Annotated in this window: 18 protein-coding genes; 10 read left to right on the top strand and 8 right to left on the bottom strand. The window is 58.8% G+C overall.

Annotation, left to right across the window (positions count from 1 at the left end; all coding sequences use genetic code 11):
* Position 1 precedes the first annotated feature (1 nt).
* Together ACP15F_RS14895 and ACP15F_RS14890 are read right to left on the bottom strand one after the other, a co-directional pair.
* Complete coding sequence (locus ACP15F_RS14895) at positions 2 to 826, bottom strand: ABC transporter ATP-binding protein (RefSeq protein ID WP_239058425.1); 825 nt, start codon at positions 824 to 826, stop codon at positions 2 to 4.
* Complete coding sequence (locus tag ACP15F_RS14890; protein ID WP_424941604.1) at positions 823 to 2,988, bottom strand: AMP-binding protein; 2,166 nt, start codon at positions 2,986 to 2,988, stop codon at positions 823 to 825. The genes ACP15F_RS14895 and ACP15F_RS14890 overlap by 4 nt, the downstream gene beginning before the upstream one ends.
* A gap of 213 nt (positions 2,989 to 3,201) precedes the next feature.
* Here ACP15F_RS14890 and ACP15F_RS14885 point away from each other — a divergent pair, with 213 nt between their 5' ends.
* Positions 3,202 to 5,124, top strand: coding sequence for a PAS-domain containing protein (locus ACP15F_RS14885; RefSeq protein ID WP_424941603.1), 1,923 nt, complete (start codon positions 3,202 to 3,204; stop codon positions 5,122 to 5,124).
* A gap of 8 nt (positions 5,125 to 5,132) precedes the next feature.
* Positions 5,133 to 5,822 carry a response regulator transcription factor gene (locus ACP15F_RS14880; protein ID WP_281501336.1) on the top strand — a complete coding sequence of 230 codons (690 nt, stop codon included), beginning with the start codon at positions 5,133 to 5,135 and terminating at the stop codon, positions 5,820 to 5,822.
* On the opposite strand, the gene ACP15F_RS14875 is transcribed toward ACP15F_RS14880, so the two are convergent.
* Positions 5,819 to 6,577: a DeoR/GlpR family DNA-binding transcription regulator gene (locus ACP15F_RS14875; protein ID WP_424941602.1), complete on the bottom strand. Its 759-nt coding sequence runs from the start codon at positions 6,575 to 6,577 to the stop codon at positions 5,819 to 5,821. The genes ACP15F_RS14880 and ACP15F_RS14875 overlap by 4 nt on opposite strands.
* 167 nt (positions 6,578 to 6,744) lie before the next feature.
* Between ACP15F_RS14875 and glpD the strand changes: the two genes are divergently transcribed.
* Complete coding sequence (gene glpD, locus ACP15F_RS14870; RefSeq protein WP_424941601.1) at positions 6,745 to 8,316, top strand: glycerol-3-phosphate dehydrogenase; 1,572 nt, start codon at positions 6,745 to 6,747, stop codon at positions 8,314 to 8,316.
* 35 nt (positions 8,317 to 8,351) lie between these two features.
* Here the strand turns inward: glpD and fdhF are convergent, their stop codons facing one another.
* Complete coding sequence (gene fdhF, locus ACP15F_RS14865) at positions 8,352 to 11,102, bottom strand: formate dehydrogenase subunit alpha (RefSeq protein ID WP_424941600.1); 2,751 nt, start codon at positions 11,100 to 11,102, stop codon at positions 8,352 to 8,354.
* Positions 11,103 to 11,248: 146 nt separating this feature from the next.
* Between fdhF and ACP15F_RS14860 the strand changes: the two genes are divergently transcribed.
* The 7 genes from ACP15F_RS14860 (at position 11,249) to ACP15F_RS14830 (ending at position 16,685) form a co-directional block, all read left to right on the top strand.
* Positions 11,249 to 11,899, top strand: a complete 651-nt coding sequence (locus tag ACP15F_RS14860; RefSeq protein ID WP_108858250.1) for a histidine phosphatase family protein — start codon at positions 11,249 to 11,251, stop codon at positions 11,897 to 11,899.
* An 11-nt stretch (positions 11,900 to 11,910) separates the two neighbouring features.
* Positions 11,911 to 12,966 carry a saccharopine dehydrogenase gene (locus ACP15F_RS14855; RefSeq protein ID WP_424941599.1) on the top strand — a complete coding sequence of 352 codons (1,056 nt, stop codon included), beginning with the start codon at positions 11,911 to 11,913 and terminating at the stop codon, positions 12,964 to 12,966.
* Entirely contained in the window at positions 12,966 to 13,214 is a 249-nt protein-coding gene (locus ACP15F_RS14850) for a SemiSWEET family sugar transporter (protein ID WP_108858248.1), read from the top strand. The genes ACP15F_RS14855 and ACP15F_RS14850 overlap by 1 nt, the downstream gene beginning before the upstream one ends.
* A 13-nt stretch (positions 13,215 to 13,227) precedes the next feature.
* Positions 13,228 to 14,370, top strand: a complete 1,143-nt coding sequence (locus ACP15F_RS14845) for a saccharopine dehydrogenase family protein (RefSeq protein WP_424941598.1) — start codon at positions 13,228 to 13,230, stop codon at positions 14,368 to 14,370.
* Positions 14,371 to 14,438: 68 nt separating this feature from the next.
* Positions 14,439 to 15,026, top strand: a complete 588-nt coding sequence (locus ACP15F_RS14840) for an HD domain-containing protein (protein WP_424941597.1) — start codon at positions 14,439 to 14,441, stop codon at positions 15,024 to 15,026.
* A gap of 81 nt (positions 15,027 to 15,107) precedes the next feature.
* A complete protein-coding gene (locus tag ACP15F_RS14835) occupies positions 15,108 to 15,881 on the top strand; it encodes a DUF6782 family putative metallopeptidase (RefSeq protein WP_424941596.1) in 774 nt (257 codons plus the stop codon).
* A gap of 159 nt (positions 15,882 to 16,040) precedes the next feature.
* On the top strand, positions 16,041 to 16,685 hold the full coding sequence (locus ACP15F_RS14830; protein ID WP_424941595.1) for a hypothetical protein: 645 nt from the start codon (positions 16,041 to 16,043) through the stop codon (positions 16,683 to 16,685).
* Between the two features lie 68 nt (positions 16,686 to 16,753).
* Here the strand turns inward: ACP15F_RS14830 and ACP15F_RS14825 are convergent, their stop codons facing one another.
* The 4 genes from ACP15F_RS14825 to ACP15F_RS14810 are packed head-to-tail and all read right to left on the bottom strand — an operon-like array spanning position 16,754 to position 22,550.
* Positions 16,754 to 17,983, bottom strand: a complete 1,230-nt coding sequence (locus ACP15F_RS14825; RefSeq protein WP_424941594.1) for a DNA recombination protein RmuC — start codon at positions 17,981 to 17,983, stop codon at positions 16,754 to 16,756.
* Positions 17,980 to 19,842: a DNA mismatch repair endonuclease MutL gene (gene mutL / locus ACP15F_RS14820; RefSeq protein ID WP_424941593.1), complete on the bottom strand. Its 1,863-nt coding sequence runs from the start codon at positions 19,840 to 19,842 to the stop codon at positions 17,980 to 17,982. Before mutL ends, ACP15F_RS14825 begins: the two co-directional genes overlap by 4 nt.
* A gap of 51 nt (positions 19,843 to 19,893) precedes the next feature.
* Positions 19,894 to 21,204 (bottom strand): M16 family metallopeptidase, encoded by a 1,311-nt coding sequence (locus tag ACP15F_RS14815; protein WP_424941592.1) that lies wholly within the window; start codon positions 21,202 to 21,204, stop codon positions 19,894 to 19,896.
* Complete coding sequence (locus ACP15F_RS14810) at positions 21,204 to 22,550, bottom strand: M16 family metallopeptidase (RefSeq protein ID WP_424941591.1); 1,347 nt, start codon at positions 22,548 to 22,550, stop codon at positions 21,204 to 21,206. Before ACP15F_RS14810 ends, ACP15F_RS14815 begins: the two co-directional genes overlap by 1 nt.
* Between the last annotated feature and the right edge of the window lie 88 nt (positions 22,551 to 22,638).

The following is a 22,638-nucleotide window of genomic DNA, read 5'->3' as shown; positions in this document are numbered from 1 at the left end:
CTTAGTCGTGTGACACGCCGAGATAGGCGTCGATCACATCCTGGTTGTTGCGCACCTCGTCGGGTGTGCCGTCCCCAATTTTCTTACCGTAGTCCATGACCACCACGCGGTCGGACAGGTCCATAACCACGCCCATATCGTGTTCGATCAGGGCAATGGTGGTGCCGAACTCGTCATTCATGTCGAGGATAAAGCGGGACATGTCCTCTTTTTCCTCAACGTTCATGCCGGCCATCGGTTCGTCGAGCAAAAGCAGCGACGGTTCAGCAGCCAAGGCACGTGCCAGTTCAACACGTTTCTTCAGACCATAAGGCAGACGCCCTACAGGCGTTTTGCGGATGTGCTGGATTTCAAGGAAGTCGATGACTTTCTCGCACGCTTCGCGGTTCTCCAGCTCTTCCTTCTCGGCTTTGCCTTTCCAGATGGCCTGCTGAAGCAGGTTGGAATTCATCTTGTTCAGGCGGCCCGTCATGATGTTGTCCAGAACGGTCATGCCGTCAAACAGCGCGATGTTCTGGAAGGTCCGTGCCAAGCCCTGACGCGCAACCTGATAGGGGCGCATCTGCGGACGTTTCGATCCGCGGAACCAGACCTCGCCTTCTTGGGGTTTATAAAACCCCGAGATGACGTTCAGCATCGAGGATTTACCAGCACCGTTCGGGCCGATGATCGCGCGGATCTCGCCTTCGCGGATATCAAAGCTGATGTCCTTGATCGCCACCACACCGCCAAAGCGCAGCGTGATGTTTTTAAGGTCCATGACAACGGGGCCAATGGTGCGCCCGTCTTCAGTGACGTAGCTGTCGGCGTTCATATCAGTTGTCATTCTGCCGCCATCCCCTGAGTGTTACCCACCACAGCCGCATCGCGGATTTCCAGGGTGGCGTTGATCGACCCCTTGCGCCCATCTTCATAGGTCACTTCGGTTTCGATATATTGCTCGGACTTGCCGGTGTAGAGCGCGTCGATCAGCGGAGCGTATTTCTCTTCCACGATCTTACGACGTACTTTACGGGTACGGGTCATTTCGCCGTCATCTGCGTCCAGTTCCTTGTGCAGGATCAGGAAGCGGTGAATCTGACAACCCGACAGCATCTCGTCTTCAGCAACCGACTTGTTGATCGTTTCAACGTGTTCCTGAATGGTCGACACCACTTCCGGGTGACCGGCCAGTTCCTGATACGAGGCATAGGCCACGTTGTTACGCTCGGCCCAGTTGCCTACGGCAGTCAGGTCGATGTTGATGAAGGCAGTGCACATGTCACGATCATTGCCGAAGACAACTGCCTCCAGAATGTCAGGATAGAACTTCAGTTTGTTCTCGACATATTTGGGTGCGAACATCCGGCCATCGGCCATCTTGCCCACGTCCTTTGCACGGTCGATGATGCGCAGGTGGCCGTTCTTCTTGTCGAAGAAACCAGCATCACCGGTTGCAACCCAACCTTCAGGATCTTTGGTATCAGCCGTCGATTCCGGGTTGTTGTAGTATTCAACAAAGGTACCCGGCGAGCGATAGAAGATCTCGCCATTGTCTTCGATGCGTACTTCCACACCCGGCGCAGGTACACCAACAGTGTCGTTGCGCACTTCACCATCAGGCTGAACCGTGATGAACACGGTCGCTTCGGTCTGACCGTAAAGCTGCTTCAGGTTGATCCCCATCGAGCGATAGAACGCGAAGATTTCCGGACCAATCGCTTCACCAGCGGTATAGCCAACACGAATGCGGCCAAAGCCCAGCGTGTCTTTCAGCGGACCGTAAACCAGAACGTCACCGCAGCGATACTTGAAGTATTCCTGCAGGTTACCGCGATACAGTTTCAGACCCAGCGGATCCTTGGCTTTGAAGTGCTTACGCACGTTCTTGCCGTAGCGCAGTTTGGCAAATGCCAGACGGATACTGTTTTCGATGATGGTCTCAGCCGCAAAGCCGATCCCCATCGCATAGTTGAACCCGTGACGGATCTTCTGTTCCAGAGTTTTCTTCTGGGTCGTGACCTTGCGCTTGGGCATGCCGTATTTTTCACCGGCGCCGCCTTTTGCGAAGTTCATGAAGTGATGGAAGATGGCGTATTTCAGATCGCCACTGTCTTCCATGCGGATCATCACGTTCGTCAGCTGTGTTTCAAACACGCGCGGCGGAGCGAAGTAGTATGTCGGTCCAATTTCGCGCAAATCCGACATCAGCGTGTCTGCCGATTCCGGGCAGTTCACACAGAAGCCTGACCACATGGCCTGACCCAGCGAGAAGATGAAGTCACCAACCCATGCCATCGGCAGATAGGCGAGCACATCTTCGTTCACACCAAGATTGTCGAACTCGGACGAGTTCTTCGCACTTTCGATGATGTTGCGGTTCGACAGAACCACACCCTTCGGTCGACCCGTGGTACCCGAGGTGTACAACATCACACAGGTGCTGTCGTATTCCAGCTCGGCTTCGCGTGTAGCCATCTCGTCTTCCAGACGGGCATGGGCCACGCGGCCTTCTTCCTGAATGTCGACATACCAATGCAGGTGGCTGTGGTCGTATTTCCGCAGGCCACGCTTGTCATAGTACAACACGTGTTCGATGTGATGGATCTTGTCCTGCACCTCGATCACTTTGTCGACTTGTTCCTGGTCACCGCAGATGACGAAACGTGCGCCGCAATGCTCGAGCACATATTCCATCTCTTCCACAACCGCATCTTGGTAAAGCGGCACCGGAACGGCACCTACCTTCTGCGCTGCAACCATCGCCCAATAGTGAGCTGGACGGTTACGGCCAATGATGGCCACGTGGTCTCCACGGTCGATCCCCAAAGCCAATAGGCCCAAGGCGAGGTTCTGAATTTCTTCAGCAGCCTCCGCCCAGGTCCAGCTTTGCCAGATACCGAATTCTTTCTCCCGATAAGCCGGGCGATCTCCATATTCCTTCACATTCCGCGCGAGAAGCGCTGGAATTGAGGCAAACGCGCCAGAAGCGACTAGATCCTGTGCCAAATTTTCCTCCCACCGTCGGTCGGCCGACGTTCCCGGTCGCCGAACGAATCCTGTTCGACAACCCTGACGAAAAAAATCTCGCCGTCAAAGGTTTCGGCACTTTTTCCTAATTCTATCGAATTGTTACAGGATCAGATGAATCCTTACAGCAGGGCGCATTCCTCTTTTCCCTAGGCAAATCAGGTGCTAGCGGTAGATGCAGGAGGGGATTGCTTGCCACTACAATCTTCAGAAACGGCCGCGTTGACCCAAGCCGGGCTAAACCTGATTCAACAGGCGCTTTCCATCTATGATCGACGTCTGACTTTGGTCATTGGAAATAGCCAGTTTCAGGACATGTTCGATCTTCCGGATCACCTTGCCCAACCCGGTGCCTCGTTCTCCGATACGATCCGTCACCTTGCGGAACGCGGGGATTACGGCGCGGTCGGAGACATCGAAGAATTCGTGAAGTCGCGGGTCGATCAAGCGCTGGATTTTCAACCGCATTACATGGAGCGCACCCGCGCCAATGGGCGTGTCATCTCGGTCGAAGGGCACCCGCTGCCTCAAGGGGGCTGGGTGACGGTCTATACCGACATCACCCCAATCAAGCGACAGGAATCCCTTCTGCGCGCCCGGTCCGAAGAACTGTCGGATCAAGTGCTGACCTATACCGAAGAGCTGACCCAGACCAACCGCGCGCTGGCATCCGCAAACACCGCCTTGGAAGAAACCAAGCGGCAATTGACCTTGATGGAAAGCCGCACCCGCCTAACCGCGGAAATGATGCCCGCCCATATCGCGCGGATCGACCGTGATCTGTACTATACGTTCTCGAACCGTCGTCTGGGCAAGGTTATCCCGGGTCGCCCAACCGACCTTCTGGGCCTGCATGCCAGTGAAGCCCTAGGGGACGAGGCATTCGCACAGATTGGCCCCTACTTCGCCCGCGCATTTCATGGCGAATCCAGCGTGTTCGAGTTTACACATGAAACATCCGGCCGCCGTATCCGCGTGGCTCTGACCCCGGATAAAGGTGAAGATCAGATCACTGGCGTGTACATCCTATCAATGGACGTCACGGAAGAGGCACAGTCCCGCGCCGCCCTTGCCCAAACCCGCAAACGCGAGCTGGCAGCACAGCTGACATCCGGCGTCGCGCATGATTTTTCCAACCTTTTGACCATCATCATGGGCCTTCAAAGTCGATTGGCTCAAATGGCGATTGGGGACGACGCCCAGGAGTTGGTGCAGGCGACCAACGCCGCTGTGCGCAGGGGGGGTACGCTTCTGGAACGGATTGCGACCATCTCGGGTCGGCGTGATCTGCATATGGAGCCGGTGCACGTCCCTGACATGCTGAAAGGGTTGGAAAGCCTAGCGGGACCAACCCTGCCCGAAAGCATTCACCTGAAAGTTGAAGTATTCGATCTGGATATGCGCCTTATTTTGGATGCCGGCGCGGTACAGGACGGACTTCTGAACCTGATCATCAACGCCTCGCACGCCCTTGGCGACGCCGGAGGTGACATCCACCTGACCGCCCGCCCGATTCGCGAAACCTGGATCGAGTTTCGTGTGACCGATACCGGACCCGGATTTGCACCAGAGGCCTTAGAGCATGCGCTGGACCCGTTCTACACCACAAAAGGTGGGGAAGGTTCAGGGCTGGGGCTGTCTATGGTCTATGACCAGACCAAGGTGGCAGGCGGACAGGTAAAAATCTTCAACAGCGAAGAAACTGGCGGCGCCGTCGTATCCATTCGATTGCCCCTGCGCATTCCCGCTCAACCCATATCACCACGCCTCGTCCTTCTGATCGAAGACAGCGAAGCTATCCGAACATCGGTGCGAGAGATGCTGATCAGCATGGGTCATCAGGTTGTCGAAGCCAGCTCGGCTGAAGAAGCCCTTTCCCTGACCGGGATCGAGGGGCTGGGCCTCATCCTTTCTGATGTTATACTGGAAGGCGCGCAGACCGGACCCGAGTTTCTGGACGCGCTGGATCAGGCCGGGTTGGATGTGCCGATGCTGCTGATGACTTCCCTGCCGCTCGACGACCCGCGCCGTAAAAATGCCGGGTTCCCCGTTTTGCCCAAGCCATTCACCACTGGTGAGCTGGCCACATTCCTGTCGCAAGAGGTTCCATCGTGACCCAACACATGATCGCCATTCTGGATGACGAACCCGAAATCCGCCGCATGCTCTCGCACGCCTTGGAGGAAGCCGGGTTCCGCACTGCGGCTTTCGCCCGCGCGACAGAATTCGAGGCCGCTTTGAACACGATGTCGCCGGATGTCTGCCTTGTGGACCTAGGTCTGCCGGATCGTGACGGGTTAACTTTGGTCCACCGGCTGGCCCTTGAGCGGGGCGCGTCGATCATCATCATCTCGGGCCGATCCTTGGTGCAGGACCGCGTGACTGGGCTAGAGCTGGGGGCCGATGACTATATCGTTAAACCCTTCGAGCCAGCCGAGGTCGTCGCCCGCGTTCGCGCCCGCCTGCGCAATCAGAAACCCGGCAACACCGCATCGAACACTGCGCATTTCAACGGCTGGACCGCCCATTTCGACCGCTATGTTCTGGAAGACGAAGATGGCACCGAAACTGCCTTCTCTCATGCAGAAGGCGAAGTGCTGCGCCTGTTCCTTGATGCTCCTAAACGTTTGATTTCACGTGCACAAATGCAAGAGACACTGGGTGGCGTTGCCGGTGAAAGCTTTGACCGTGCGATGGATGTCCGCATCTCGCGCCTGCGTACGAAACTGCGTGAAGACCCGAAAAATCCACGCCTGATCAAGACGATTTACGGGGCGGGGTATATCTTCCTAGGGGACGTACGCTGGGGCTAAATCAGTGACACTTCGGTCCCACTGTTCTGGCAAAGCACAGCACAATCCTCTGGCAACGTCTGATCGGTAAAGATCACGTCCACATCCGCCATGCTGCCGATCCGAATGGGGGCCTTGCGCTCGAATTTGCTGTGATCTGCGGCCAGCCACACCTTATCGCTTTGCGCCATAATGGCGTGGCTGACGCTAACCTCGTGCAGGTCAAAATCCAGCATGTCGCCCGCGTTGTTCAAGGCCGAACACCCAATCACCGAGATGTCGAATCGAAAACGGCGGATCAGGTCGGTCGCCAGCTCGCCTACCAGCCCACCATCCGAGCGGCGCAAGCTGCCACCCGACACGATCACCTGCACATCGGGGTTGGCCGACAGAATCACCGCGATGTTAATGTTGTTCGTCACGACCAGCAGGCCCTTGTGGTGCAAAAGCTCTTGCGCGACAGCCTCGGTCGTGGTGCCGATGTTCAGGAAGATGCAGCAATCATTGGGGATCTGTTTCGCACAGGCCCGCGCGATGTCGACCTTAGCGGTTTGGTTCAGCTGCCGCCGCGCGTCATAGCCGATATTCGCAGTCGAGGACGGCAGCACAGCACCCCCATGCACCCGGTCCAGCGCGCCCTCATCCGACAGCTCCGTCAGATCGCGACGAATGGTCTGAGGCGTCACGCCCATCAGCTCGACCAAGCGGTCGACCGTCACCTTGCCTTCACGGCGGGCGATGTTCAGGATCTCGGATTTTCGCAGCGTGGTGCTCATCGCGCCCTCATGTTCGTTTTCATGTCATATGACCTGAATCAACACCCAGAATCCAGAGTTTCGATCACAATTTCGCAACATGCGAACATTTACGAAAGCTCGCACCTTCTCTTTATCACCAATTTCACGCAAGGTCTGCGTAAACGCGACTCGGTTTTGGGACAGACATGCAAAGCGACTTCGACCTTCTGATCATCGGCGGCGGCATCAATGGCTGCGGTATCGCGCGCGATGCGGCGGGGCGGGGTATGTCCGTCTGTCTGGCCGAAATGGGGGATATCGGCGGCGCAACCTCGTCCGCCTCAACCAAGATGTTTCACGGCGGACTGCGCTATCTGGAGTATTTTGAGGTCCGACTGGTCCGCGAAGCGTTGAAAGAGCGCGAAACACTGCTGCGCGCCATGCCGCATATCTCGTGGCCGATGCGGTTCGTGCTGCCCTATCACCACAGCATGCGCTTCGACAGTTCGACGCCCACGTCGCGGCTGCTGAACACGGTGATGCCGTGGATGAAAGGCCGTCGCCCCGGGTGGTTGGTGCGGCTGGGGTTGTTTCTCTATGACAACTTGGGTGGACGGAAAATCCTGCCCGGCACCACCCGTGTAGACCTAAAGACTGCGCCAGAAGGCCAGCACCTGAACCCCATGTTCGAAACCGCGTTCGAATACTCGGACTGCTGGGTCGAAGACGCCCGGCTGGTTGTCCTGAACGCCCGCGACGCCGAGGTCCGCGGGGCCCAGATCAATCCGCGCACCAAAGTCACGAAAGCCGAACCGCAGGACGGCGGGTGGCGTGTCTCCCTGACGGATACCAATACCGGTCAGACCCGGCAGATAACTGCGCGTATGCTGGTAAATGCCGCCGGTCCGTGGATTGCAGACGTATTGGGAGCCACGCTTGGCAGCACCGCACCCGCCAATATCCGTCTGGTGCGCGGCAGCCACATTGTTACCATGCGCCTATTTGACCACGATAAATGCTATTTCTTCCAGGGACAGGACGGGCGGATCATCTTCGCCATTCCGTATGAGACCGACTTCACCCTTATTGGCACAACCGATGCCGATCACGTGGACGCAGACACGCCCCCGAGCTGCACGGAAGACGAGCGTGACTATCTGATCGCCTTCATCAATGGGTATCTGAAAGATCCGATCTCAGCGGATGATGTGGTCTGGACCTATTCCGGCGTCCGTCCGCTGTTCAATGATGGTGAGGGCACGGCGGCGGCGGCCACCCGCGACTATGTGCTACGCACCGACCACGTAGAGGACACCCCGGTTCTGAACATCTTTGGTGGCAAGATCACCACCTATCGCCGCCTTGCGGAAAGCGCGTTGGAGAAAATCGGTGCTGAGCTTGGCCCGCAGCCCGAAAAGTGGACCGCAGGCGTCCCGCTGCCCGGAGGAGACTTCCCGGTGGATGGATTTGACGCGCTGGTCAGTCAGATCAACGCGGCCTACCCCTTCCTTTCCCCACGCCACGCCAAACGTCTGGTCCGCGCCTATGGGACCGAGGCGCGGGATATTCTGCGCAACGCAAAATCCCTCACCGATCTGGGCCAAAATTTCGGAGCCACCCTGACCGAGGCCGAGCTGCGCTGGCTGATGGACAAAGAGTACGCTCACCGGGCTGAGGACGTCGTTTGGCGACGCTCGAAACTAGGGCTTTTGCTGGACGAGACCCAAATCGCCGCCATCGACGCATGGATGCGGGCCAAACGAAAAACGCCGACCTAAGGGCCGGCGTTTTTTAGTTTCTATCTACGTATAGATCATTCTGCGGCGATCTGGGCCGGGACTTCGACCTTCACCGCACAGAACTTCATCTCGGCGATCTTGCCGTAGGGGTCCAGCGCCGGGTTGGTCAAAAGATTCGCCGCTGCTTCCACGTAGGCGAAGGGCAGGAAGACCATGTTCTCGGCTACTGCGTAATCCGCCCGCGCCATCACATCAATGGTTCCGCGGCGGGTCGTCAGACGCACCGTATCCCCCGGCTGAACACCCATATCGCGCAGGGTTTTCGGGTTCATAGAACAGTTCGCTTCAGGCTCGATTGCATCCAGAACCGTGGCGCGGCGGGTCATGGACCCAGTGTGCCAATGCTCCAACTGACGGCCCGTGGTCAGAACCATCGGGAATTCGTCATCCGGCACTTCGGCGGGCGGAATGATCGAGGCCGGGGCAAAGCGCGCGCGCCCGTTTTCACGCGGGAACTTGTCGCCAAACACAACCGCCTGACCCGGGTCTTCTGGCGACAGCGACGGATAGGTCACGGCGTTCTGATCTTCCAGACGGTCCCACGAAATGTTGGCCAGCGAGGGCATCACCAGCTCCATCTCGGCATAGATCTGGCTGGGGTGATCATAGGTCCATCCCATCCCCATCCGATTGGCCAGAGCGGTGGTGATTTCCCAATCCTCCATCGCCTCACCGGGCGCAGGAACAGCCGGGCGGCACATCTGCACCTGACGGTTTGTGTTCGAGGTCGTGCCTGTCTTTTCAGCCAGCGCGGCCGCCGGGAACACAACATCGGCGTAGCCCGCGGTTTCGGTCAGGAAGATATCTTGCGAGACAAGGAATTCCATCCGGCGCAGCGCTTCGCGCACGTGGTTCACATCGGGATCGGACATGGCCGGGTTTTCGCCCAGAATATACATGCCCTTGATCTTGCGGTCGTACACCGCGTCCATGATTTCAACCACGGTCAGGCCGGGGTTCGGGTTCAGCTCGTCCACGCCCCAAACGTCGCGATAAAGCGCCTGAACGCCTTCATCCTTCACCGACTTATAGTCCGGATAGAACATTGGGATCAGACCCGCATCGGACGCACCCTGCACGTTGTTCTGGCCGCGCAGCGGGTGCAAACCCGTGCCGGGACGTCCCACATTGCCGGTCATCAGCGCCAGCGCGATCAGACAGCGCGAGTTGTCGGTGCCGTGCACGTGCTGACTGACGCCCATGCCCCAGAAGATCATGCCGTTCTTGCCGCTCGCAAAGGTGCGGGCCGCGGCGCGCAGCTCGTCCGCGTCGATGCCGCAGATCGGCGCCATGGCTTCCGGCGTGAAGGCTTTCAGATGCTCGCGCATCGCGCCCCAGTTCTCGGTGTGCTCGGAGATATAAGCGTCGTCTTGCAGGCCCTCCTCGGCGATCACATGCATGATCGCGTTCAGCATCGACACGTCAGCGCCGGGTTTGAACTGCAGACGGTGCGTCGCGAAACGGCCCATGCCCACGCCGCGCGGATCCATCACGATCAGCTTCCCATCGCGCTGGGTGAACTGTTTGAAATAGGTCGCGGCAACGGGGTGGTTCTCGATCGGGTTCGAGCCGATGACGATCGCCACATCGGCGTTTTCGATTTCGTTAAAGGTCGCGGTCACAGCGCCCGAGCCGACGTTCTCCAACAGCGCCGACACAGACGAGGCGTGGCACAGTCGGGTGCAGTGGTCGACGTTGTTGTGGGTAAAGCCCTGACGGATGAACTTCTGGAACAGATAGGCCTCTTCGTTAGTACACTTGGCCGAGCCGAAACCGGCCACAGCCTCGCCGCCATGTTCGTCGCGCAGGCGCGTCAGGCCTTTGGCGGCGACGTCCAGCGCTTCGTCCCAAGTCGCTTCGCGGAAGTGGGTCAGCGGGTTGGCCGGGTCGACGTTCATGCCTTTTTCAGCGCCTTCCTTACGGATCAGCGGCTTGGTCAGGCGATGCGGGTGATTGATGTAGTCAAAGCCGAATCGGCCTTTCACGCACAGGCGGCCTTCGTTTGCGGGGCCGTTGATCCCCTCGGCATAGACGACCTTGTCGCCCTTCACCTTCAGGCTGACCTGACAGCCAACACCGCAGAAGGGGCAGATGCTTTCGACTTCCTTGTCGAAATCCGAGGTGTCTTGCACCTTGGCCGGCATCAGCGCGCCGGTCGGGCAGGCCTGAACGCATTCGCCGCAAGCCACACAGGTCGAGGCGCCCATCGGGTCATCAATATCAAAGGTCGGGAAGGCGTCATGTCCGCGGCCGGCCATGCCGATCACGTCATTCACCTGCACTTCACGGCAGGCACGGACGCAGAGATTACAGGAAATACAGGCATCCAGATTGACGCTCATCGCGACGTGGCTGTCATCGAGCAGCGGCACGCGACCTTCGGCCATTTTCGGGAAGCGGCTTTGCTCGACCCCGTTCAGGTCAACCATATCCCAGAAATGCGCGGCGGCGTCGTGGCGTTCTTCCGGCTGGTCGGCAACCAGAAGTTCGATCACCATCTTGCGGGCGGATTTGGCGCGGGCGTTGTCGGTGGTGACCACCATGCCCTCGGCCGGTTCGCGGATACAGGACGCGGCCAGCGTGCGCTCACCCTCGATCTCGACCACACAGGCGCGGCAGTTGCCGTCGGCGCGCAGGTTGGGCACATCCTTGTGGCACAGGTGCGGAATTAGCGTGCCTTCACGCTTGGCCACATCCCAGATGCTTTCGCCATCACGCGCAACAACTTCGCGCCCATCAAGGGTGAATTTGATACCGTCGCTCATCCATACCTCCGTAATCCGACTCTCAGTATAAACCATGCTCGTCGCGCCGTCAGTTCGCCATTCCCGACGCAAGGCATCGTTTTTGCGCCAGCCCCCCTTTTCGAATTGGATCCAATTCTCTAGCAATGGTCGGAAAGGAGTCGCCAATGACCACCATCACCCTGATCCGGCACGGACAAGCGAACAACACAGCCACGGACGAGGCTGGTTATGACCGGCTGTCCGATCTGGGCCGTCAACAGGCACGTTGGTTGGGCGAGCATATGCGCGACACCGGCCAGCGATATGCCCGCCATTACACCGGGACTCTAACGCGCCACCAGCAAACCGCACAGGAATGGGGCACCGAGGACTTCACTGCCGATGCCCGTCTGGATGAGGTCCGCTATTTCGATCTGTCCGAACGGATGCACGCCCAATTCGGCATTCCGCATCCGACCGGGCACGGAGACTTCATCGACCACTTGCCGCTGACCTTTGCCGCGTGGCAAGAAGGCAAAATCGATGGGGCGCCCGAAACCTTCCACGACTTCCAGACCCGCGTGTCCGAGGTGATTCACGAGATTGCCGAAGGCGGCGAAGACGCGATCATCTTCACATCGGGCGGGTTTATCGGCATGGCAACGCGGGTGGTGATGGGGCTGGACCTTGGCCCGTTCACCCGCACCATTCTGCCGATCATGAACAGCTCGATCCACCGGATGCGGCTGATGCCTGCAGGGCTGACGCTGACTCAGTACAACGCGGTTCCGCATCTGGAACATAAAGATCGCCACCACGCGCAAACACATTTCTAGGGGGATAACGGATGACACATCTTTGGGTCCGTGCAGAACAACGTGAAAACGAAGATCGCGTCGGTTTGACGCCGGAAGGGGCTGCTGAACTGATCAAGGCTGGCATCCGTGTGACGGTCGAAGAAAGCTCTGTCCGCGCCATCGGCATTGACGGCTACAAGGATGCGGGATGCGAGATTGCTGCTGAAAACAGCTGGCCCGACGCGCCCCGCGACGCGATCATCTTTGGCCTGAAAGAGCTGCCCGAGGACGGCACCCCCCTGCCCCATCGCCACATCATGTTCGGCCACGCCTTCAAGGGCCAACACTCGGGTCGCGCGTTGCTGGAGCGCTTCAAGGCAGGCGGCGGGACGCTCTATGACCTTGAATATCTGGTGGACGAAACCGGTCGCCGCGTTGCTGCATTCGGCTATTGGGCCGGGTTCGCGGGGGCCGCTGTCACGCTGAAAGCTTGGGCTGCCCAACAGCATGGCAAGCTGTGTGGCCCGGTTGGCGCCTACAAGAACAAAGACGCCATGATGGACGAACTGCGCGCCGAGCTGGACGCCACCGGCGCCGCCCGCCCGAACGCCATCGTGATCGGCGCCCTTGGCCGTGTCGGTACTGGCGCGTCTGACCTGATGGAAGCGATGGGCGTCACCGTCACCAAATGGGACATGGCCGAGACCGCCAGCGGTGGCCCCTTCCCCGAAATTCTGGACCATGACCTGTTCATCAACTGCATTCTGGCCGGACCGCAAACCCCGGTGTTCGTCCCGAAGGACGCACTAACCGCCGACCGCAAACTCACCGCCATTGGCGACGTGGCCTGCGACCCCGACAGCGACTACAATCCGGTGCCCGTCTATAACAAAGCGACCAGTTGGAACACGCCTGCCTTGCGCGTGGCTGAGGATCCGGTGATGGACGTCATGGCGATCGACAACCTGCCCTCGATGCTGCCCCTGGAAAGCTCGATCGACTATGCGGGGCAGCTTCTGGCCTCGCTCATAACCTTGACTGACCTGACATCGGGCGTCTGGGGTCGGGCCGAGGACACCTTCCGCACCCATATGAAGGACATCTGATGGAGACCCTGATCGGCACACTGGCCGGGATCATCAGCACGATCTGCTGGATGCCCCAAACCATCCGCACTTGGCGCACGCGACAGACCAAAGACCTGTCGCTGTCGACCAACCTTCTGGTGCTGCTGTCGGTCACGCTCTGGCTTATCTACGGCATCATGCTGGCCGCGTGGCCCATGGTTGTCGCCAACGCAATCGCGATTGTTCTGGTGGGCTCCATCATCATCGCGAAACTGAAATTCGGCTGAAAGGAGCCTTGTTATGACAATCCACTGGTGTGGCACCGGCCTGTCGGCCATCCCCGGCTTGCGTCGCCTGATCGAGAACGGGCGCGAGGTTACCGTCTGGAACCGGACCGTCGAAAAAGCACAAGAGGCCGTGGGCGATCTTACCGACGACATCCGCGCATTTTCGCTGGACGCTCTGGCCGAGGCGCTGAAGCCCGGCGACATCGCCGTGTCGATGCTGCCCGGCGACCTGCACGTCCCTGTCGCCAAGCTGTGCCTTGAGAAGGGCGCGCATTTCGTGTCCTCCAGCTATATCGCGCCCGAGATGAAAGCGCTGGATGGCGCGTTCAAAGAGGCCGGGCTGGCCTGCGTGAACGAAATCGGTCTAGACCCCGGCATCGACCACCTGATGGCCCATTGGCTGGTCGCGGATTACCGCGCCTCGGACGCCTATGACGCGGGCAACAAACTGAGCTTCCGCAGCTATTGCGGTGGCGTTCCGAAGATCGCGAACCCGTTCCGCTATAAATTCAGCTGGTCGCCTCTGGGCGTGTTGAAAGCGCTCCGCTCGCCCTCGAAATCCATCAAAGACGGCGCGCCTTTCGACGTTTCCCGCCCGTGGGACGCGATCAGCGCCTATACCGCGCCGCTGCCCACATCTGAGACCTTCGAGGTCTACCCCAACCGCGACTCGATCCCCTTCATGGAGGACTACAAGTTCGACGCCGACTGGGACGTCGACCTGTTCGTGCGCGGCACCCTGCGCCTGAACGGCTGGGCAGATGCGTGGAGCGACGTGTTTGCCGAAGTTGAAACACTGGAAGGTGACGCCGGCGACGCCCGTTTGAAAGAAATGTCCGACCAGTTCTGGGACGAAAACTCGTATGACGACGGCGAACCCGACCGCGTCATCATGTGCGTGGAACTTAAAGCCGAAACCGACGGCGCGGATGCCTATCACAAAACCTACGTGATGGACGCTTGGGGAGATGACCGCGGCACCGCAATGGCGCGACTGGTCTCGACCCCCGTGTCGCTGGCCATCGACATGGTGCTTGACGGCAAAGCCCCCGCAGGTGTCACCGCTGCCACCGCCGATCCTGCGCTGATCGACACATGGATGGGCCATGTAAACGAGCTGGCCCAACACGTCGCCGTGGTCGATCACACCGCCTGATCGCGACGTCGCAAAATGACCAGCATGGCGGATAAGCCGTGCTAGGCTGACCCAAAAGGGAGGCCGCCATGCTGGACAAACCAAAACCGACTTGGACAAGTTTCGAAAACGCCACCAAGGAGGATTTCCTTGCGGTCATGGAGTATGACGAGGCTTATGCAAACGCCGTCGCCGACCGTCTGCTGGATGCGTTGAAAGAGCTGGACGAGGAAGACACCCCCTATCCGATCAACCGCTACCAGCACTCGTTGCAATCCGCCACGCGGGCGCATGAAGCGGGCGAGCCGGAAGACCTTGTCATCGCCGCCCTTCTGCACGATCTGGGCGACACGCTGTCGCCCTTCAACCACGGCGAACTGGCCGCCGCCATCGTGAAACCCTATGTGTCCGAGCGCACCCACTGGATCCTGAAACACCACTGCGTTTTCCAAGGCTACTACTACAACCACCACCTTGGCGGCGACCGCTTTGCGCGCGAGAAATACAAAGACAGCCCGCATTATGACGCCTGTGTGAAGTTCTGCCACGAGTACGACCAGAACTCGTTCGACCCGGATTATCCAACGAAGCCTTTGGAGTTCTTCGAACCGATGCTCCGCCGTGTGTTCAGTCGATCAGAGGGGCATATGGAGTTGAATGAGGTGCGGGATACCTGACCAAGTGAGCGAACCCACTGCGTCAACGCATCCCACGCACTTGGCTAGACAACGCACACGATAGCAGACAACATCTCTGTCATGCCCCGACTGTCTGCTCTCAGCTTGATCTTTACGCTCGCATTCCCTGCGACGCTCACGGCTGAGCCCTGCATCATTCTGGGCAGTCCCGCACCCGAAACGGAAGACCAGAAGAATCTGGCGCATCTGCTCGACAGCCTGCAGCCAACCTTTGCCCGATTCCCCGCGATCGGCAGGATAATCAGCGCCAAAGACACCACGTTGTGTTTTTCAGACCAGATGAACAACGCGATCGGGTTTCTAGATACCGAGGGCAATCGGATTGTCATCGAACGCGACTTGCCCCTGAACCTTCAGCGTGCCGTTCTTCTGCACGAGTTGCGCCACCTGTGGCAGTCCACAACTGGGACTTGCCCTTCGACTGATCTGGCCATGAAGGAATATGCCCACGCCACTTTCGCGCTTGAGGCCGACGCCAGCGCAATCACGCTTCTGATCGCATGGGACATGAAAGAAACCGGAGACGGGACGGTTTGGACGGCTGTTTCTGAATGGGCGTCACAGTCAGATATTGCCGCGAGGTTCGAGCAAACCATGACGGACGCTCAGGAGGCGGGGGCCGCGGTATCAGCGGCATTCGACCAATGGTATGTCTCGGAAGAACGGCGCGAGATCTATTACATCGAAGCCTGCAGCAACTATCTGGACTGGCAAGAGGCCAACCACCAGATCCCTCGCTATCACACGCTTGAAGCTGGATTCTACGAGGCCCTATGCAAACTTCCAGATGGGCAGGCGTATCACTGCGCCGGACCAGAGGGGGGCACGAGATAGGCAAGGAACCGATGGTATGCCACCCGCTGGTCAGAGGGACATATGGAGTTGAACGAGGTGCGTGATGGGTGAGGTGGTCTACGACATCCCACCTACCTGCTAGCCGTCCACATTACAGGCTAAGCGAGCCTTGACCTTCTTGGTAATCAGGTCTTCCTTATGCAGCCAGCTACCGATCAGATTTCCATGGGAACGCCGATGAAACGAGAGATTTGGACCAAATCCGAACGCGAATTAATGGTCGAACTCTGCAAATACCATTCCCAAACACTACTCGCATCTCGGAACAAATTTGACATTGATGACCAGTTACCGAAAGTCGTTTTGCCAACAAATGGAGTTGTGCAGGCCGAAACTGTGTTGCTTGATCACGCGCTATCGGCGCATGAAACAGCGGTCTCTGCATTGCTTACATGTGGTTTCGCATTTGTTCCTGAACATCCTTCTCATGCCTGCAAGCTCCTGATTTCGAACGATCAGTTCGAGATTTCAGAGGATTTCGCACCTCCACACGTCAACTACTCCCATTTGGGACATTCGCTGTCAGCTATGTTTCGTGTGTATGAGCAAAACGGGCGGCTGGGACATCCATCAACAATGAAGCGTGTCTTTGAGTGTTTCAAAGGTTCTGCGCTAGTCGAGGAACGCTTTGGGTTTCAGGAATGGACGGAAAAGGCATTGGACTTGGCATATCCGCGTCGCAGGTCGGGCATTCCAAGCTTGAAAACTTTGGAATCAGACTATCTTTGGGTCACCGACACTTTCGATTGGTACTTGGAAGAAGCCAAACGGCAATGGTCTTGAATTTTATTTCTGACAGCATCCGCTGAACTGAAAAACATGGGAAATTGGGCTCCAAGCGGTCTAAATCCCTACCCCTTCCCAATCGGCACCACATTCTCGGCCCCGTCGGACAGCTCTTCGAAATCAAAATTATCCAGCCGCGCGGCGCGTTTCCCTGCGCGTTCGGCAGCCGTTGTTATCCCCTCGACATCCCGGCGCGCCTGATCGAAATGGGTCTCCAGCTTACCGGCGCGTTCGACCACGAGCTCCACATCGCGGTGCAGGTTCTTCAGCATCTTGCGGATCTCGCCTGCCTGTTCGCGCATCCGCGCGTCTTTCAAGATCGCGCGCATGGTGTTCAGCGTTGCCATGCAGGTGGTGGGCGAGACGATCCAGACGCGCGCCTCGAACCCTTCGCGGACCAGTTCGGGGAAGTTAGCGTGCAGCTCGGCATAGACGGCTTCGGACGGCAGGAACATCAGCGCGCCATCGGCGGTTTCGCCTTCGATGATGTATTTCTCCGAGATCGCTTTGATGTGCGCCTTCACCGCGACCTTCATTGCCTTTGCGGCTTCGTTCAGTTCGTATTGCGTCTCGGCCTTGCGCAGCGCCTCGTAGGCCTCCAGCGGAAACTTGGAGTCGATCACGATCGGACCCGGCGGGTTCGGCAGGTGGATCAAGCAATCCGCGCGCTTCCCGTTCGAGAGTGTCTGTTGCAGGTCATAGCTGTCTTTCGGCAGCGCCTTGGACACGATGTCTGTCAGCTGGATTTCCCCGAACGCGCCGCGAGTTTGCTTGTTCGACAGAATGTCCTGAAGGCTTAGCACATCGCCCGACAGTCGCGTGATGTTGTCCTGCGCCTTGTCGATCACCGCCAACCGTTCCTGCAATTGCGTCAGGCTTTGGGTCGTCTTCACCGTGTTGCCCTGAAGGCTTTCCTTCATCCGCTCTTGCAGTTCGGACATAGCGCGGGCGGATTTCATTGCGTTGTCATGCAACCGGTCGTTCATCTGCTGCTGCACATGCGCCAAGCGGCTTTCCATCGCTTGCAGCACCTGCGTTTGCCCGGTCGCTTGCGCATCTGACACGGTGCGCAGTCCGCCCGACAGTTGGTCCTGCCCGGCACCCAGCACCTGCACCGCCTGGCCAAGCCCACCCATCTGGCGGGCCAAATCCTCGGTCACTTGGGTCGAACGACCCGCACGGCGCAAGACCACCACCAATAAGATGAACATCAACACCGCCAGCGCGATACCCCCGAGGGTCAAAAGCACCAGCGGGTCAGAGAGGTCATAGGTCATGTCACCGATCTGGATCATGTGCGTCCAAACAGCCTTTCGATATCAGCGAGTTTCAATTCCACATAGGTGGGGCGCCCGTGGTTGCATTGGCCGGAATGGGGCGTGGCCTCCATCTCGCGCAACAGGGCGTTCATTTCTTCGGGGCGCATCCAGCGACCGGACCGGATCGAGCCGTGGCAGGCGACGCGAGACAGAACGGCCTCGATCTTGGCTTGCACCATGTTGCTGTCGCCAAGGTCCGCCAATTCGTCGAGCACGTCCTTGATCATCGCAGTGGCGTTGATCTCGCCCAGAATGGCGGGGGTTTCGCGCACGGCGACGGCATCTCCGCCGAAGGGTTCGATGACCAAACCCATCCCGGCCAGATCATCCGCGACCTCAAGCAGTCGCGCAACATCACCCGCCGACAGCTCGACAATCTCGGGGATCAATAGCGCCTGCCGGGCCACGCCGTTCTCGGCCATCTGGCGTTTCAGCTTCTCATAGACCAGACGTTCGTGAGCGGCGTGCTGGTCGACGATAACCATACCGGTCTCGGTTTGCGCGACGATGTAGTTCTCGTGCACCTGCGCACGGGCGGCGCCCAATGGCAGAGCCTCTTGCGGGGTTTCCTGTTCGGGCTCGATCACCGGGTCGAAGCGCGCGGATGGCGTGGACATCTCGGCAAAGCCCGGTGCATCAGGCATGGGCGTTTGGCTGGTGTAGGCCGTCCGCATTACACCGGCGCTGGGGCGGTCCATCTGATAGACACGGGGCTCGACCTGTTCCGGCCGCATCGCGCCCAGCGTGGCGCCCGCCACAGTGGTCGACGCGCGGTGCCCTGCATTGGCCAACGCATGACGCAAGCCCGACACGATCAGACCACGCGCGATGCCGGGTTCGCGGAAACGAACCTCGGACTTCGCGGGGTGGACGTTCACGTCGACCAGATGCGGATCGCACGAGACAAACAGCGCTGCCGCCGGATGGCGGTCTCGGCTGAGGAAATCGAAATAGGCGGCACGAAGCGCACCGGTCAGAAGCTTGTCCTTCACTGGACGACCATTCACGAACAAGAATTGCGCGACCGCAGCCCCGCGCGAATAGGTCGGAAGCGCGGCAAACCCAGTCAGCCGCAGCCCTTCACGTTCGGCGTCAATCGGGATGGCATTTTCGGAAAAATCGCGGCCCAAAATGGTTGCCAGCCGACCCGAGAGCGCGTCAAACATGTCACCTGTTTCCGGGTCCGCGCGGAAGGTCACGCGGCCTTCGCCCCCACCGGACACATCGCGCAAAGTAAAGCCGACCTGCGGTTCGGCCATCGCCAAGCGTTTCACAACGTCGCTGATCGCCTGAGCCTCGGCACGGTCGGTGCGCAGGAATTTCAGCCGTGCAGGTGTAGCATAGAAAAGATCGCGCAGTTCGACCACCGTGCCGCCGGACAGGGCCGCCGGTTTCACCGGATCCATTTGTCCGCCAGCCACACGGATCACCGCCGCGTCAAACCCGTCAGCGCGCGAGGTGATCGTCAGGCGACCCACCGCGCCGAGCGATGGCAGCGCTTCGCCACGGAAACCGAACGTATGGATGTCCAGCAAATCCGATCCGTCGATCTTCGACGTCGCATGACGTGACATCGCAAGCGCCAGATCGTCCGGTGCGATGCCACAGCCGTCATCGGTCACGCGGATCAGCGTCTTGCCGCCATCGGCATACGCAACCTCGATCCGGGTCGCACCTGCATCAATGGCGTTTTCGACAAGTTCTTTCACAGCCGAGGCTGGTCGTTCCACCACCTCACCTGCCGCAATCCGGTTGATTGCAGCATCATCCAACTGGCGGATAACGGGGCGATGCACCGGCTGATCCGGGCTTATATGGGGGCTATCTTCGGGCATACCACAAGAACTAGCATATTTGCGTCCGATTCGACCATTACGCAAAACCGCTTAATTCGACACGACGCCTTCAGGCTGACCGACGACCACAAAATGCAGAGCATCGGGGCGATAAAGCTCGGACGCAACGCGATTTGCCTCGTCTAACGTGACCGCCATCACCTGTTCGTTCCGGGTCGCGATATAGTCGATTGGCAACCCTTCCAACTGCATCGCAACCATGATGTTGGCAATGTTGGCATTGCCGTCGAAGCGCAACGGATACGATCCGGTCAGATAGGTCTGCGCGGCTGTAAGTTCCTCTTGTGTGATGCCTTCGCTGGCAATTTTTGCCCATTCATCGCGCACCACATTTATTGCCTCACCAATCACAGCGTTTTGGCTCGAGAACTGCCCCAGCACGCTCTCGGTCCAATCGGCTGGAATCAGATAGGAACCGATCCCATAGGTCAGTCCACGCTCTTCCCGCACCTCGTTCATCAGGCGCGAAATCGAACTTGGGCCACCCAGAACTGTATTCACCAAATATGCTGCGAAGAAATCAGGATCTTCGCGTTCAATGCCGTTATGCCCGAACAGAGCAACAGATTGCGGCGTGTCAAAAGGCACGACGGTCGTGCCGCCGGGCAGACCAAACTCGACCCGATCCGGCATGGCCGCACCTGTCTGCGGCAAGCCCTCGAACAGTTGGTCAAGAAGCGGGCCAAGCTGCTCTGCGCTGATATCACCGACAGCGGCCACATGAATTCGGTCCAGCACCATGGTGTCGCGATACGCGTTCACGATATCGTCGCGCGTCAACGCTGACACGCTTTCAACTGTCCCACCATCATAGCTGCCATACGGGTGGTTTCCGTAAGCCGCTGAATCAAACGCATCACCGGCAAGCGAGCTTGGATCAGACGCACGGGACGCCAGATGTGACAGAACCTGCGTGCGCACGCGCTCTAGCGCCGTGCCTTCAAACGTTGGCGCGGTCAGCGCCTCGTGCAGCAAGTCCACGGCCTGATTCCGGTTTTCCGTCAGGAATTGGGCGGAAATCGAGATGGTGTCATCCCCAGAATCAAACCCGTACGAGGCCGCCAAAGCCTCGCGCGTTTCCGCAAAGCCCTGCGCGTCCAAATCTCCGGCGCCTTCTTCCAAAAGGCCAACCATCAAGTTTACGGCGCCGCGTTTGCCGGGGCGATCCAGCGCAGTTCCGCCACGAAAGCGAATTTCCAACGCGGTGAACGGAAGTGCGGGTTCGTTGACCAACCAAGCCACATGGCCATTGGCCGAGGTAACTTCTTCAATCGCAACTTCGGCGCGGGCAGGAAGGGTCAGGGCAATCAGCCCTGCCAAAACAAGAGCGATCCGCTTCATTACATTTCCTCTCCGCCTTCGGGCACCAGCCAACCGGTCACCGCTTTGCGATCGTCAAAAAGTTCTCGTGCGGCGTCCATCACATCTTCTGGCGTGACCGCCTGAAGCACGTCCGGCCAATCCGTCACATCCTTGATCGTCAGTCCCGAGGTCAGCGCCTCGCCATACCGTTCGGCGCGCGCCCTCACGTTGTCCTGCGAATAGATGTCGCCAGCGCGGATCTGGAACTTCACCCGCTCAAACTGTGCAGGGTCGATGCCGGTCTCAAGAAACTCGGCGATCTCGCGGTCCAAGGCATCTTCAGCATCTTTCAGCGACACATCCGGCGTCGGCACGACGATCAAGGTAAAGCTTGTTTCGTCCAACGAAACAGAGCGATAGCCTGCTCCTGCATAGACCGCGATCTGTTCGTCAAATTGCAAAGCGCGTCCAAGAACCGAGGTCGCTCCGTTTCCGCCAAGAATTTCGGCCAGATAGACCAGAGCAGCGGCCTTTTCCTGTGCACCGCTGTCCCGCTCGGGTGCCTGATAGCGGCGAAGAACATAGGGCTGCGCAACACGTGGATCGGCAAATCGCAAGCGGCGTTCGGCCAGTTGAGGGGGTTCTTGAACGCGCACTCGCTCCCCAAGATCAGGGGTGGGCGCGAGCGGGCCGTAATGCGTCTTGGCCAGTTCAAGGACTTCGTCTGGCGCGACATCCCCCGCCACGACGAGAATGGCATTGTTGGGCGCATAGAACCGTTCATAGAAGGCCGAAGCGGCCTCGCGCGATAGGTTCTCCATCTCGTGCCGCCAGCCGATGACCGGGATGCCATAGGGGTGGTTCAGAAAGGCAGCTGCGTTCATCTGTTCGCGGAACAAAGCGCCCGGTTCGCTGTCGGTCCGTTGTGCGCGCTCCTCCAAGATCACGTCTCGTTCAGTGGCAATATCGTCCTCAGACAGGATCAGATTACGCACGCGATCCGATTCCATTTCCATCATCAAGCCCAGACGATCTGCTGCGACACGTTGGAAATACGCCGTGTAGTCCTGCGAGGTGAACGCATTGTCCGATCCGCCGTTCTCGGCCACCACACGGCTAAGCGCGCCCGCTTCAAAGTTCTCGGTTTCTTTGAACAGAAGGTGCTCTAGAAAATGCGCAACGCCCGAAACGCCGGGCTGTTCATCTGCAGCCCCGGCACGGTACCACAGCATATGCACCACAACCGGCGCGCGATGGTCTTCGATCACGACCACCTCAAGCCCGTTATCCAAGGTGAAACTGCTGACGTCATCCTTGGCCATCAAAGGGGCGCTTAGCCCCGCCCCCAATCCAAAGGCTAACAGTCCTGCAAAAATAAAACGCATGAAATGCTCCTATTACGTGGCTTTAAAACTACGCACCTCAGCGCATGCTTCAAGACTTGGCAACGCAGATGTGATCAGAATTAGGCCT

Source organism: Aliiroseovarius sp. S253 (assembly GCF_049800855.1).
Taxonomy (GTDB): Bacteria; Pseudomonadota; Alphaproteobacteria; order Rhodobacterales; family Rhodobacteraceae; genus Aliiroseovarius.
The sequence above is the reverse complement of the archived record's forward strand: the minus strand, read 5'-3'. Positions and strand labels throughout refer to the sequence as shown.

Excerpts from the sequence above, each read along its gene's own strand:
- ACP15F_RS14810 (WP_424941591.1), bottom strand. The coding sequence starts at position 22,550 with ATGCGTTTTATTTTTGCAGGACTGTTAGCCTTTGGATTGGGGGCGGGG.
- fdhF (WP_424941600.1), bottom strand. The coding sequence starts at position 11,102 with ATGAGCGACGGTATCAAATTCACCCTTGATGGGCGCGAAGTTGTTGCG.
- ACP15F_RS14815 (WP_424941592.1), bottom strand. The coding sequence starts at position 21,204 with ATGAAGCGGATCGCTCTTGTTTTGGCAGGGCTGATTGCCCTGACCCTT.
- ACP15F_RS14855 (WP_424941599.1), top strand. The coding sequence starts at position 11,911 with ATGACACATCTTTGGGTCCGTGCAGAACAACGTGAAAACGAAGATCGC.
- ACP15F_RS14825 (WP_424941594.1), bottom strand. The coding sequence starts at position 17,983 with ATGATCCAGATCGGTGACATGACCTATGACCTCTCTGACCCGCTGGTG.
- glpD (WP_424941601.1), top strand. The coding sequence starts at position 6,745 with ATGCAAAGCGACTTCGACCTTCTGATCATCGGCGGCGGCATCAATGGC.
- mutL (WP_424941593.1), bottom strand. The coding sequence starts at position 19,842 with ATGCCCGAAGATAGCCCCCATATAAGCCCGGATCAGCCGGTGCATCGC.
- ACP15F_RS14850 (WP_108858248.1), top strand. The coding sequence starts at position 12,966 with ATGGAGACCCTGATCGGCACACTGGCCGGGATCATCAGCACGATCTGC.
- ACP15F_RS14860 (WP_108858250.1), top strand. The coding sequence starts at position 11,249 with ATGACCACCATCACCCTGATCCGGCACGGACAAGCGAACAACACAGCC.
- ACP15F_RS14880 (WP_281501336.1), top strand. The coding sequence starts at position 5,133 with ATGATCGCCATTCTGGATGACGAACCCGAAATCCGCCGCATGCTCTCG.
- ACP15F_RS14895 (WP_239058425.1), bottom strand. The coding sequence starts at position 826 with ATGACAACTGATATGAACGCCGACAGCTACGTCACTGAAGACGGGCGC.
- ACP15F_RS14875 (WP_424941602.1), bottom strand. The coding sequence starts at position 6,577 with ATGAGCACCACGCTGCGAAAATCCGAGATCCTGAACATCGCCCGCCGT.
- ACP15F_RS14840 (WP_424941597.1), top strand. The coding sequence starts at position 14,439 with ATGCTGGACAAACCAAAACCGACTTGGACAAGTTTCGAAAACGCCACC.
- ACP15F_RS14835 (WP_424941596.1), top strand. The coding sequence starts at position 15,108 with ATGCCCCGACTGTCTGCTCTCAGCTTGATCTTTACGCTCGCATTCCCT.
- ACP15F_RS14845 (WP_424941598.1), top strand. The coding sequence starts at position 13,228 with ATGACAATCCACTGGTGTGGCACCGGCCTGTCGGCCATCCCCGGCTTG.
- ACP15F_RS14830 (WP_424941595.1), top strand. The coding sequence starts at position 16,041 with ATGCAGCCAGCTACCGATCAGATTTCCATGGGAACGCCGATGAAACGA.